Consider the following 12,339-nt stretch of genomic DNA (forward strand, 5'->3'; position numbering starts at 1 on the left):
CTCGCGGACACCGCCGCCCCCCAAGCCCCGAGCAGCCCATGACCCACACACCCGACACCGCCGAGGTCCGCCAGCTGCTCATCGTCGAGGACGACGAGGCCTTCGCGCGCACGCTCGCGCGCTCGTTCGAGCGGCGCGGCTACGTCGTGCTGCATGCGCGCAACCTCGAGGAGGTGGAAGCGCTGCTCGAGGAAGGCGACGGCCCCTCGCCCGGCTACGCCGTGGTCGACCTCAAGCTCAACGGCGAGGCCTCGGGCCTGGCCTGCGTGCAGATGCTGCACCGGCACGATGCGGAGATGCTGATCGTGGTGCTCACCGGCTTCGCGAGCATCGCCACCGCCGTCGAGGCCATCAAGCTCGGCGCCTGCCACTACCTGGCCAAGCCCTCGAACACCGACGACATCGAGGCCGCCTTCGGCCGCGCCGCCGGCACCACCGAGGTCGAGCTGACCAACCGCTCCACCTCGATCAAGACGCTGGAGTGGGAGCGCATCCACGAAATGCTGGCCGAGACCGGCTTCAACATTTCGGAAACGGCGCGCCGGCTCGGCATGCATCGGCGCACATTGGCACGCAAACTCGGCAAACAGCAGGTCAAGTAACATGATCTGCCGGTTTCGCGAATTCTTGCGGAACCAACACCGATCCCGGAGGCTCTGTTCCTGATGACGAATAGCCCGCCGCTGCAGCTGCAGCCCGCCCGTTCCACCGATCTGCAGAAAAAGCAGGCGTCCGCCGCGCGCGACCAGACCGCGATGGAAGAGCTCTTCAACGCCCTGAGCCACGGCCTGGGCCTGTTGCTGGCGATCGCCTCGCTGCCGATCCTGGTCTATAGCGCCGCCCAGAAGGGCCAGGCCGCGGCCGTGGTGGGCGCCTCGCTCTTCGCGGGCACGGCCATCGTGCTGTACCTGATCTCCACGCTGTACCACGCGCTGCCGATCGGCCGCGCCAAGGCCTGGTTCAACCGGCTCGACCACGCGGCCATCTACCTGTTCATTGCGGGCAGCTACATGCCCTTTCTGTTCGGCGTGCTGCGCGGGCCCTGGGGCTGGACGCTGTTCGGCGCCATCACCGCCGCCGCCGTGCTGGGCGTGAGCGCCAAGCTGTTCAACCGCCTGCAGCACCCGCTGTGGTCCACCGGCCTGTACGTGGCGATGGGCTGGATGGCACTGATGGCGGCGGTGCCGCTGTACGAGCGCATGTCATCGGCGGGGCTGGCCTGGCTGGTGGCCGGCGGGCTGTTCTACACGGCCGGGGCCGTGGTGTTCCTGTTCGACAACAAGGTGCGCTACGCGCACTCGGTGTGGCACCTGTTCGTGCTGGCCGGCAGCACCTGCCACTTCTTCGCCGTGCTGTGGCACGCGCACGGCTGACCGATCTTCCTCAGTAGTGAGGCGGGAGCTCGTCGCGCAGGTTGCGCGCGCCCCCGTCCTGCCCTGCGTTCTGGCTTTGCAGCCGCAGCTGCGCGACCTGCAGGATCAGGTTGTCGATCTGCTGCTGTTGCCGGTAGATCGTCATGTTCAGCTGCTCGAGCAGGTCTTCGGCATAGCTCGACTTGATCTCGAGGTCGTTCAGGCGCTCTGTCACGTCGTTCGGTGAATGTTCCATGCCGCTATTGGACAGGAAGATCCACCGCTTCTTGTTGACACTGCGCCCCGATCAGCGCCGGACCTTCGCCTCGAGCAGGTCGCCCATGCCGATGCGCCGGGCGAAGTCGATGCGCACGCGCTCCGACACCTCGAAGACCTCGGCCGCACCGTCGCCCACGAAGTCGATCAGCGAACGCATCGGCCGCGTGCCGGCCGGCAGGCCCACGATGCGCACGATGTCGTCGGCCACGGCCTGCGGATCGGCATGCTCGGGTGTGAGCGCGGACAGGCGCTCGCCGATGCGGTCCATCACGCCGTCGTAGCGGCTGTAGGCGGCGGCAATGGCCGCATCGGAGGGCTTGCCCGCACTCGGAAAGTGATCGGTGCCCCGGGTGAACGCGCCCGGCACGACGATCGAGGTCTCGATGCCGAAGCGCGCGATCTCGTAGGCCAGCGTCACGGCCAGCGAATCCATGGCCGCCTTGGCCGCGCCGTACGGGCCCATGAACGGAGGAAAGCCGCCCTTGGTGGTCGTGCTGCTGATCCACAGCATCAGCCCCGACTCCTGCTGGCGCAGGTACGGCAGCACCGCGCGGTTCACGCGCTGGGCGCCGAGCACGTTGGTGTCGAACACCTGGGCGATGTCTTCCGGCGTGAAGGCCTCGGTCGGCCCGACCACGAGATGGCCCGCGTTCTGCATCACCACATCGAGGCGGCCCTGCGCCTGGACGATGGTCGCCGCGGCGGCTTCGGCGGAGGCCTGCGACAGCACATCGAGTTCGATCGGATGCAGCTGAAGCCCCTGGGCCGCGGCCAGGGCACGCAGCTCGGCCGCGCGCGCCTTGTTGCGGCCTGCGATGTCGCGCATGGAGGCATAGACGATGTGGCCCGCTTCGGCGAGCGCCCGCGCGCTGAGCTTGCCGATGCCGGAGCCGGCGCCAGTGACGAGGATGACGGATTGCATGAGGGAACCCCTTGAATGAAGGTGAGAGGGAAGAAAGGAAAGTCCGGGGTCAGTGCACGCGGCGCTGCAGCAGGTGCGCCACCCACGCCGCCATCGATCCGAGTGCCGCCGCGCCGGCCAGCGTGGCGAACAGCGACAGCGAAGGGGGCTGGTGGACCGCGAAGAACGCGATCAGCCCGAGGAAGTAGCACAGCAGGTTGTTCAGTCGCGGCACGCTGCGCATCGACACCACGAGAAGCGCCACGAACAGCACCACCACCGGCAGCGCCGCGGCGCCCGCGATCGGGGCCAGCGCGGCGATGGCCAGGGCCGCGCCCTTGCCGATCAGCAGGCCCAGGCTCACGCAGACGAGGTTGAACACGCCGTCGCGTGCGGTCGCGCCGCGGGTGTAGAACGCCACCCAGCCGACGAACATTGCCCACACGGGCAGTTCGAGCACGAGCGCCATCGCCGAGGCGACAGCGGCCACCACGGCCGCGGCGGCCGTGAACGCCGTGTAGGCGAGGCTGAAGAAGCGCGGGGTGGCCGCGCGGGGTGAAGGCGGATGCATGGTGCGTGCTCCGTGGATGTCGTGGGAAGCCACTGGTCAGGCCACGCCGCCGTTGGCCCGCAGCACCTGCCCGTTGACCCATCCCGCATCCGGCCCCGCCAGGAACGACACCACCGAGGCGATGTCTTCCGGCTGGCCCAGGCGCTGCAGCGGTGGCATCTGGGCGAAGGCCTGGATCTGCTCGTCGGTCTTGCCGTCCAGGAACAGCGAGGTCGCGACCGGGCCCGGCGCCACGGCGTTCACCGTGATGCGTCGGCCGCGCAGCTCCTTGGCGAAGACGTGCGTGAAGGCCTCGACCGCCGCCTTGGTGGCGTTGTAGATCGCGTAGCCCGGCATGTGCAGCGCGAGCGTGGTGCTCGAGAAGTTGACGATGCGCCCGCCCTCGGCGAGCCGGGTCGCGGCCTCGCGCAGGGTGTTGAAGGTGCCGCGCACGTTGATGTCGAAGGTGTGGTCGTACAGCGCGTCGCTGTGCGCGGCCAGCGGCGCGGTCTGGAGCACGCCGGCGTTGTTGACCAGCACGTCGACCGGGCCGAGCTGCGCTTCGACGGTGTCGAACATCGCGCGCACCGCGTCGGCGTTCGCCACGTCGGCCTGCACCGCGAGGGCGCGGGCGCCGGTAGCCTTCAGTTCGGCGACCAGCGCTTCGGCCGGCGCAGCGCCTGCAGCGTAGTTGACGGCAATGGCGAACCCGTCGGCGGCGAGCCGGCGGGCGATGGCGGCGCCGATGCCGCGCGAGGCGCCGGTGACGAGGGCGACGCGGGTGGGCAGCGAAGCAGAAGTGGCGGTGGTGTTCATGGCGCGATTCCTTGGGGTGGTGAGTGGATGAAGCGAATGGTCGGCCATTCCACCCAAAAGATAATCAGCACCCATTCGTCAATAAAATTCCATTTACTTAAACAATAGGCGCGAAGGGCGACCCCATGGACCGCTTCCAGGAAATGCAGGCCTTTGTGCGCATCGCCGAGCGTCAGAGCTTCACGCAGGCCTCGGACGACCTGCAGATTCCGCGCGCCACCCTCACCACGCTGATCCAGCGGCTCGAATCGCGCCTGGGCGCCCGGCTGCTCGAGCGCACCACGCGCACGGTGCGCCTCACGCAGGACGGCGAGGCCCACTACCAGCGCTGCGTGCGGCTGCTGGCGGACGTGGAAGAGGCCGAGGGCGCGTTCACCCATGCGGCGCCCCAGGGCCTGCTGCGCGTGAGCCTGCAGGGCACGCTGGCGCGGCACTTCGTGGTGCCGGCGCTGCCCGCCTTCCTCGCCCGCCATCCGGGCCTGCAGCTGCACATCGGCGAAGACGACCGGCTGGTCGACCTGGTGCGCGAAGGCGTCGACTGCGTGCTGCGCGCCGGCCCGCTGCAGGACTCCTCGCTGGTCGCGCAGCGCGTGGCGCTGCTGCCGCAGGTGACGGTGGCGAGCCCCGGCTACCTTGCGGCGCACGGCGAGCCCGTCGACCTGGCCGCGCTGGCTTCGCACCGCGCGGTGCACTACGTGTCGAGCAGCACGGGCAAGGCGCTGCCGCTCGAGTTCACGGTCGACGGTCAGGTGCGCCCCGTGCAACTGGCCGCCACCGTGTCGGTCACAGGCGCCGACCTGTACACGGGCGCTGCCGTCATGGGCCTCGGGCTGGTGCAGGTGCCGCGCTACCGCGTGGCGGCCGAGCTGGCGGACGGGCGCCTGCAGGCGGTGCTGCCGGGCTTCGCGCCGCCGCCGATGCCGGTCTCGGTGCTGTATCCGCAGAACCGGCAGCTGTCATCGCGGGTGCGGGTGTTCACGCAGTGGCTGCGCGGTCTCTTCGCAGAAGACACCGCGCAGGGCTGAGCACCGCGCCCGACATGCTTCAGGAAACCGGGCACTCCAACGTCGCCTCCGGGTGATGCGACGGCATCTCCCCGCGCAGGAATGCAAACACCACCACCGCTGTCAACACAGTCACCCCGGCCAGCACGCACAGCAGCGTCCCGAACGCGGCGCCATACGCATGCAGCAGCCCCGCGCGGTCCATGCCCGGCAGCAAGGCCAGCGCTTGCGCCAGGTCGCCCGTCGCCACGCGCTGCGCCGCCTGCGAAACCGCCACGGACGAAGGCGACGATGACGCCGTCAGCTGCAACGCCACGAGGGCCGTGAGCCCCGCCCCCACCAGCGCCAGCGCAATGCCCTCCCCCGCGACCCGCACCGTGTTGAAGATCCCCGATGCCATGCCCGCCCGCTCGCGTGGCACCACGCTCACGGCCAGGCCGTCCATCAGCCCCCAGGGCAGGCCGATGCCCGCGCCGATCAAGAGCAGCGGGCCCACGAGGCCGTGCAAGGGCGTGCCCGGTGCACAGCGGCTGAGCCACACGAGCCCCGCTGCGCACACCAACAATCCCGCGGCCGAGATCACGCCTGCAGAGAACCGGTGCGCGAGCCACGCCGCCAGCGTCGGCACCACGAGGATCGGCCCCGACAACGCGAACATGAAGCCGCCCGCCTCCAGCGCGCTGCGCCCTTCGAGCCCGATGAAGCGGATCGGCAGCAGCACCAGCAGCACGACAAAGCCGTAGGCCGGCGCCGCGGCCAGCAGCTGCACGCCGACGAAGCGCGGAAAACGGAACAGCGACAGGTCGAGCATCGGATGCGCAGCGCGCCGCTCGATGGCGATGAAGGCCGCGCCCATGGCCAGCGCGCCGGCCAGCGCCGCGAGCACCCACGGGCTGCCCCAGCCGCTGTCGGGCGCCTGCAGCACGCCCAGCGTGAGCAGGCTCAGCGCGGCCGTGAAGCTGAGCGTGCCCGGCACGTCCAGCCCCATCGCCTGCGGGTTGCGCGACTCGTGCATGCGCGGCGCGGCCAGGCCCAGCGCAACGAGGCTCACGGCGCCGGGGCTCAGCATCACGGCGTGCCAGCCGACGGTGTCGGCCAGCCAGCCCGAGAGGATCGATCCGCACGACAGCCCCACGCCGAACGAGGTGCCGATGAGGCTGAACGCCCGCAGCCGCGCCGGCCCGTCGAACACCTGCGCCAGCGCCGCCGTGCCGGCCGCGAAGGCCGCCGCCGAACCCAGCCCCTGCACGACACGCGCGAGGTCGAAGGCGACGATGCCCGGCGCCAGCGTCAACAGCGCGCTGCTCAGCGCCACCACCGCCAGGCCCAGCAGGAAGACGCGCTTGCGCCCGTACGCATCGGCCAGCGCGCCGGCCGCCATCAGCGTGGCGCCGAAGCTCAGCATGAAGGCGTTGGTGACCCAGTTGAGCTGCACCGGCGTGCCGCCCAGCGCGTCGCGGATCGCGGGCAGCACCACGGCCGGGCCGGTGAAGCTCAGCGGCATGCCGAGCGCGGCCAGACAGACGGCGGCGAGCAGCCAGGCCTTGTTGGAATCGGGGGAGGACATCGGGAGGGCTTTCACGCGGGAGAAGGAAAAGGGGAATGCGTGAAGCGAAGATAAAAAGGATTCAATGAAACGAAAATGGGCCCTCAGCTCCTCACACTGCCAACCCCAGGTTGCCAATCAAGCCCATGGACAGCTTCAGCGGACTCGAATCCTTCGTGCGGGCGGCCGACCTGCAGAGCTTTGCGCGGGCAGGCCGCGACCTGGGCATCTCGGCCTCGGCCGTGGGCAAGAACGTCGCGCGGCTGGAGGCGCAGATGGGCGTGCGGCTGTTCCACCGCACCACGCGGCAGGTGCGGCTCACGGCCGAGGGCGCGATGTTCCACGAGCGCTGCCGCCGCATCCTCGACGAGCTCGGCGATGCGCGCGCCATGCTGCAGGACGCCGTCGCCACGCCGCGCGGCTGCCTGCGCGTGAGCCTGCCGACCATCGGCTACCGCTTTCTGCTGCCGATCCTGCCGGCGTTCAAGGCGCGCTTCCCCGAGATCGAACTCGACCTCGACTTCAACGACCGGCTGGTCGACGTGGTGGCCGAGGGTGTCGACGTGGCCATCCGCAGCGGCGAGCTGGTCGACTCACAGCTCGTGGCGCGCCGGCTCGGCCCGTTCAGCTTCGTGCTCGCCGCCTCGCCGGCCTACCTGGCGCAACACGGCGTGCCGCAAGTGCCGGCCGACCTCGCCCGTCACAGCTGCCTGCGCTACAAGTTCGTGACCGGCGGAAAGATCGAGGACTGGGACCTGCCCGGCCTGCCGCCCCAGCTGCCGCCGGGCCTGGTCTGCAACAACATGGAAGCCATGCTGGGCGCCGCCGTCGCGGGCCTGGGCATTGCGTACATGCCCGACTTCCTGGCGCGCGACGCGCTGCGCCGTGGTGAACTGCAGCGCGTGCTCGCCGCGCACCTCGTGCGGCAGGGGCAGTTCTCGGCGCTGTGGCCGTCGAGCCGGCAGCTGTCGCCGAAGGTGCGGGCGTTTGTCGACTTCGCGAGCGAACACATGTTCAGGGACGATGGCTCGGAAACATCGAAAGACTGAATTCAGACCATAATCGGTCCGATCGACAACCGCAGGTGAACCCCATGAACTTCTCAACGCAGGTCAAACCCATCAGCTATCTCAAGAGCCATGCCGCGGACATCGTGAAGACCCTCTCGGACACCCGCGAGCCTCTGGTCATCACACAGAACGGCGAAGCCAAGCTCGTGGTGATGGATGTCCGCTCCTTCGAAGAGCAGGAAGCGACCCTCGCGTTGCTGAAAGTGCTGGCACTCGGCAACCGCGAAATCGAACAAGGCCAATTCCGGTCCGCGGACGATGTGTTCGCCGATCTGGACCAAGAAGACGCCCCATGAAGGTGGTGTTCCTGCGGTCCGCCGAAGCCGACCTGAAGGACCTGAGGCGCTACCTGCTCAAGAACTTCGGCGCGGACACCTGGGCGGCGAGCTACGCCAAGATCAAGCAATCCGTCGCGATGATCGCAGCCCATCCCCAGGCAGGCCGGATTCCCGAGGAACTGGAAGACCTGAACGCGGCCCAGTACCGGCAGGTCATCTCGGGCATGAACCGCATCATCTACGAGGTGCGACTGGACACCGCCTACATCCACGTCGTCTGCGACACGCGCAGGGACCTGAAGGGCCTGCTCATGCGGCGCCTCGTGGGCGCCGTGTGAGCCCGATGCAGTACGCGGCCTGAGACGTCCGGCGTACGCCTACGCCGCCGCTTCCACCAGCTGACGCTCCGCCTGTTCGCCGACAGTCACGGCGGGTGCCTCGACAGGCGCCACGGGCTTCGCCTGGCTCAGCGCCAGCGCCACCTGCAACGGATACAGCGTGCGCACATCGCCCTCGGCCTTGTTGCTCACCGTCGTGCCGGCGGCCTCGCTCATGCGGGCCGTGCGCACCGCGTCGAGCCGGTGGGTCGGCACCATGAACGGCGAGTGCGTCGTGTAGAGGATCTGGTTGGCGAAGTCGTGCTCCAGATGCGCCAGCAGATCGGCCTGCGAATGCGCGTGCAGGTGCAGGCCGGGCTCGTCCAGCAGCAGGATCGCATCGGCCACGCCCTTCGTGTCCGCGAAGAACGCGACGTAGAACGAGAAGAACCACTGGAAGCCGCGGCTGCGTTCGTCGAGGTTCACTTCCACCTCGTAGGCGGCGTTGGGGTCGGACACCAGCGTCTCCAGGTGCTGCCCGTCGAGGTTGAAGCGGACCTTGAGTTCGCGGTCCTTCCACACGCGGCGGATTTCCGACGTGACGACCGAGCCCGCCCGGTTCACCAACTGATTGCGCGTCGCCAGGTCGTTCTTCGCCAGCAGGTCCTGCAGTTGCTGCGGATCGAGCCCCGCCACCTGGCACAGCTTCTCGAAATTGCGCTCGCCCGCCGTGCGCTCGCCCCAGCCCTTGCGCGTGAGGTACTCGGCGATGTTCTGGCGGCCGGGCAGCGAGGCGTAGTCCTCGACGTAGATGAAGCGCGGCAGTTTCTCCAGCACCCAGGCGCGGGCGCGGGCCAGCGCGGGCTGGTCGTTGTCGATCGTGCGTGCCAGCTCCTCGAGCTCGGTCAGCATCTGCGCCTGCTTGTCGGCGATCTCGGCGCCGGCCGTGGCCAGCGCCTGGCGCAACGCCTGCAGTGCCAGCAGCGCGCCGGCCGACCACTTGACGAAATCGGGGCTCGGGATCATCGCGGCGTCGAAGGCGTCGGCCTCCTGTTCGAGCGGCGCCTTCAGCTCGTCGGCGACCTTCTCGGCCGCGGCCTTCACGGCGGGCACGATCTTGCGCACCTTGGCCTTGATGTCGCTCACGTCGATCGACAGCGGGCCCAGGCCCTCGAAGCCGGTCGTGCGCGTGGCGCCGTAGCCGCGGCCGGCCGTGACCTGGCGCACGCCTGCCGCGCGCGGCAGGATGGCGGCGAGCGCCAGCTGTTCGGAGGCGTCCAGGTCCCAGCGCGTGTGCACCACCGGGGTGTCGTCGGTGCATTCGTCCAGGCGGCGGTGCCGCGGAAAGTCCTTGATGGGGCTGAGTGCCGTGAGCCCGTCGGTCGGGTTCAGGCTGTGCAACGCGCGCAGCAGGTTCGACTTGCCGCTGTCATTTCGGCCGAGGATCGCTGTGATCTGGGAGGAATCGATGGAGCCGCTGTCGTGGATCGAGCGATAGTTGGTGATCTGGAATGACGCCAAGCGCATGCAGGAATTTCTCTTCTGAATTGAATACGGGGCCGGGGAATGTATTGCATCCCCGGCCCCGTCCTGCCGATCGCGGAAGAAAAAAACTGTACGGGCCTGCCGTGCCCTACTCGGCCGCGCGGCGCAGCGTGTCGACCACCGGCCGGCGCAGCACATCGCGCAGGCCCCACCACCCCGCCGCCAGCGCGAGCACCGCGCCGGCCAGCGCGCCCGCCACCGGCACGAGCGGCGAGGCGGTCCAGGTGAACTCGAAGACGTAGCGCGCCAGCCCCCAGCCGATCACCGAGGCCACGATGCTCGCCAGGAAGCCCGCCAGCAGGCCCACGCCCACCAGCTCGGCGCGCTGCACCTGCCGCAGCAGACTGGCGCGTGCGCCCACCGCGCGCATCACGGCGAACTCGCGCGCACGCTCCTCGCGCGTGGCGGTCACGGCGGCGAACAGCACCACCAGCCCGGCCGCCAGCGTGAAGCCGAACAAAAACTCGACCGCGCGCACCACCTGGTCGAGCACGCGCTGCACCTGGTTGATGGTGGCGCTCATGTCGACGTTGGTCACGTTGGGGAAGCTGCGCACCAGCGCGTTGTCGAAGCCGCGCGTCTCGGGCGCGCGGAAGGCGCCCATGTAGGTCACGGGCACATCGGCCAGCGAGGCCACGGTGTACATCACGAAGAAGTTGGCGTGCAGCGAGCCCCAGTCGACCTTGCGCAGCGAGGTGATGCGCGCGTCGTTCTGCATGCCGCCGATGTCGAAGCGCAGGGTGTCGCCCAGCTTCAGGCCCAGCGTCTCGGCCAGGCCTTCTTCCACGCTCACCTCGTTCTTCGCCTCGGGCGTCCAGGCGCCGGCGGTGACGCTGTTGTGCGCGGGCGCCTCGGTGCTGTTGCTCAGGTTGAACTCGCGGTCCACCAGGCGCTTGGCGCGGTCCTCGGTGTAGTCGTCGGGTGTCACGGGCTTGTCGTTGATCGCCACCAGCCGGCCGCGGATCATCGGGTACCAGTCGAACTTGGCGACGCCCGCGTCGCGCAGCGTCTTCTGGAACGCCTCGCTCTGCTCGGGCATCACGTTGATGACGAAGCGGTTGGGCGCATCGGGCGGCGTGGCCTTGCGCCAGCTCGCCACGAGGTCGGTGCGCAGCAGCACGAGCAGCACCAGCGCCAGCAGGCCCACGGCCAGCGCGCTGACCTGCACCACGGCGTAGGCCGGGCGCGCCGAGATCTGCCGCGTGGCCAGCACCAGCCAGCGCGGCGCGGTGGTCTCGCTGACGCTGCGGCGCAGCACCTTCACGGCGAGCCAGCTCAGCAGCGCGAACACGGCCACGGCACCGGCAAAGCCGCCGACCGCAATGAGGCCCAGCTTGAGGTCGCTGCTGGCCGCCATCAGCAAGGCCGCGAAGCCCGCCACGCCGATGCCGAGCACGGCGAGCGATGCAGGCTTGAGCCCACCCACGTCGCGCCGGATCACGCGCAGCGGCGGCACGCGCGCCAGCTGCAGCACCGGCGGCAGGCCGAAGGCGAACAGCAGCGTGAGCCCCATGCCCAGGCCGAAGGCCACCGGCCACAGCGTGGCGGCGGGCAAGGCGGTTTCGACCAGCCCGGCCAGCAGCAGCACGAACACGTAGTGGACGGCAAAGCCGATGGCCACGCCGATCGCGCTGGCCACGGTGCCGATCACGGCGAACTCGAAGGCGTAGGCCGCGGCGATGGTGCGCTGGCTCTGGCCCAGCACGCGCAGCATGGCGCAGTCGTCCAGGTGGCTGGCCGCGAAGCCGCGCGCGGCCAACGCCACGGCCACGGCCGACAGCAGCGCCGCGAGCAGCGCGACGAGGCTCAGGAATTTCTCGGCGCGGTCCAGCGTCTGGCGCATCTCGGGCCGACCGCCCTCGAAGGAGTCGAGCCGCACGCCGCGCAGCTCGCCCTTCTTGATGGTGGCGTCGGCCCATTCGGTGAAGCGCTTCACGGCGGCGTCGTCGCCCGCCACGGCGTAGCGGTAGCCCACGCGGCTGGCCGGCTGCACGAGGCCGGTGCGCGCCACGTCGGCCTGGTTGAGCATCACGCGCGGCGAAAAGCTCATGAAGCCCGCGCCCCGGTCGGGCTCGAGCGTGATCACGCGGCCCACGCGCAGGCCGGTGTCGCCCAGCAGCAGCGTGTCGCCGACCTTCAGGCCCAGCGAGTCGAGCAGCGAGGCATCGACCCAGACCTCGCCCGACGCCGGCACGTCGCGCGTCACCGTGCCCGCGCCCTCGGCCGTGGTGGCCGTCTGCAGGTTGCCGCGCAGCGGATAGCCCGGCGTCACGGCCTTCAGGGCCACGAGCTTGCTGGCACCGCCCTGGGCGTCCTCGGCCCGCGCCATGGTGGGAAAGCCGAAGGTGCCGGTGCCCGCAAGGCCCAGCGACTTCGCCTGTGCGATGAAAGTTTCGGGCGTCGGGTTGTCGCTCACGACCACCGCGTCGCCGCCCAGCAGCTGGCGCGCGTCGCGCTGCAGCCCGCCCTGCAATCGGTCGGCGAAGAAGCCGACCGCCGTGAGCGCGGCCACGGCCAGCACCACGGCCACGATCAAGAGGCGCAGCTCACCGGCGCGCAGGTCGCGCCAGAGCGTGCGCCAGCCAAGGCGAAGGGAAGCGTTCATGGCGCGAACGATAGCCGACGCCTACCGGCACCGGCGGACTCAAGGGTTATTGGAAAGGGCCGCGGGGTGTTGCCCG

At 69.8% G+C, this 12,339-nt stretch carries 13 protein-coding genes; 6 read left to right on the forward strand and 7 right to left on the reverse strand.

Annotated features, from left to right (window positions below; all coding sequences use genetic code 11):
* Window positions 1-38: 38 nt before the first annotated feature.
* Together AC07YS_RS25060 and trhA are read left to right on the forward strand one after the other, a co-directional pair.
* Window positions 39-602 (forward strand): response regulator transcription factor, encoded by a 564-nt coding sequence (locus tag AC07YS_RS25060; RefSeq protein WP_159274905.1) that lies wholly within the window; start codon window positions 39-41, stop codon window positions 600-602.
* Window positions 603-665: 63 nt separating this feature from the next.
* Complete coding sequence (trhA, locus tag AC07YS_RS25065) at window positions 666-1,373, forward strand: PAQR family membrane homeostasis protein TrhA (RefSeq protein ID WP_370870083.1); 708 nt, start codon at window positions 666-668, stop codon at window positions 1,371-1,373.
* 10 nt (window positions 1,374-1,383) lie between these two features.
* Here the strand turns inward: trhA and AC07YS_RS25070 are convergent, their stop codons facing one another.
* From AC07YS_RS25070 to AC07YS_RS25085, 4 genes are read right to left on the reverse strand one after another with little or no spacing between them, the layout of a single operon-like run.
* The gene (locus AC07YS_RS25070) at window positions 1,384-1,608 is read right to left on the reverse strand and encodes a SlyX family protein (RefSeq protein ID WP_495270354.1); all 225 of its coding nucleotides are present in this window, start codon (window positions 1,606-1,608) and stop codon (window positions 1,384-1,386) included.
* A gap of 51 nt (window positions 1,609-1,659) precedes the next feature.
* The gene (locus AC07YS_RS25075; RefSeq protein ID WP_495270353.1) at window positions 1,660-2,553 is read right to left on the reverse strand and encodes an SDR family NAD(P)-dependent oxidoreductase; all 894 of its coding nucleotides are present in this window, start codon (window positions 2,551-2,553) and stop codon (window positions 1,660-1,662) included.
* A gap of 49 nt (window positions 2,554-2,602) precedes the next feature.
* Window positions 2,603-3,103: a DUF1097 domain-containing protein gene (locus tag AC07YS_RS25080; protein ID WP_495270352.1), complete on the reverse strand. Its 501-nt coding sequence runs from the start codon at window positions 3,101-3,103 to the stop codon at window positions 2,603-2,605.
* A gap of 36 nt (window positions 3,104-3,139) precedes the next feature.
* The gene (locus AC07YS_RS25085) at window positions 3,140-3,898 is read right to left on the reverse strand and encodes an SDR family oxidoreductase (RefSeq protein ID WP_159278121.1); all 759 of its coding nucleotides are present in this window, start codon (window positions 3,896-3,898) and stop codon (window positions 3,140-3,142) included.
* A 125-nt stretch (window positions 3,899-4,023) separates the two neighbouring features.
* On the opposite strand from AC07YS_RS25085, the gene AC07YS_RS25090 reads away from it, so the two are divergent.
* A complete protein-coding gene (locus AC07YS_RS25090; RefSeq protein ID WP_495270351.1) occupies window positions 4,024-4,923 on the forward strand; it encodes a LysR family transcriptional regulator in 900 nt (299 codons plus the stop codon).
* Window positions 4,924-4,942: 19 nt separating this feature from the next.
* On the opposite strand, the gene AC07YS_RS25095 is transcribed toward AC07YS_RS25090, so the two are convergent.
* A complete protein-coding gene (locus AC07YS_RS25095; RefSeq protein ID WP_495275736.1) occupies window positions 4,943-6,469 on the reverse strand; it encodes an MFS transporter in 1,527 nt (508 codons plus the stop codon).
* 125 nt (window positions 6,470-6,594) lie between these two features.
* Between AC07YS_RS25095 and AC07YS_RS25100 the strand changes: the two genes are divergently transcribed.
* From AC07YS_RS25100 to AC07YS_RS25110, 3 genes are read left to right on the forward strand one after another with little or no spacing between them, the layout of a single operon-like run.
* Window positions 6,595-7,497, forward strand: coding sequence for a LysR family transcriptional regulator (locus tag AC07YS_RS25100; RefSeq protein WP_495270331.1), 903 nt, complete (start codon window positions 6,595-6,597; stop codon window positions 7,495-7,497).
* 44 nt (window positions 7,498-7,541) lie between these two features.
* The gene (locus tag AC07YS_RS25105) at window positions 7,542-7,814 is read left to right on the forward strand and encodes a type II toxin-antitoxin system Phd/YefM family antitoxin (RefSeq protein ID WP_070061494.1); all 273 of its coding nucleotides are present in this window, start codon (window positions 7,542-7,544) and stop codon (window positions 7,812-7,814) included.
* A complete protein-coding gene (locus tag AC07YS_RS25110) occupies window positions 7,811-8,134 on the forward strand; it encodes a type II toxin-antitoxin system RelE/ParE family toxin (RefSeq protein WP_070061493.1) in 324 nt (107 codons plus the stop codon). Before AC07YS_RS25105 ends, AC07YS_RS25110 begins: the two co-directional genes overlap by 4 nt.
* Before the next feature lie 39 nt (window positions 8,135-8,173).
* Here the strand turns inward: AC07YS_RS25110 and AC07YS_RS25115 are convergent, their stop codons facing one another.
* Both AC07YS_RS25115 and AC07YS_RS25120 read right to left on the reverse strand, forming a co-directional pair.
* A complete protein-coding gene (locus AC07YS_RS25115; RefSeq protein WP_495270332.1) occupies window positions 8,174-9,640 on the reverse strand; it encodes an AAA family ATPase in 1,467 nt (488 codons plus the stop codon).
* 106 nt (window positions 9,641-9,746) lie between these two features.
* Entirely contained in the window at window positions 9,747-12,263 is a 2,517-nt protein-coding gene (locus AC07YS_RS25120) for an ABC transporter permease (protein ID WP_070061491.1), read from the reverse strand.
* Window positions 12,264-12,339 lie beyond the last annotated feature (76 nt).

The sequence above is a fragment of the Variovorax sp. GW458-11-26-14-LB1 genome, from assembly GCF_059423965.1.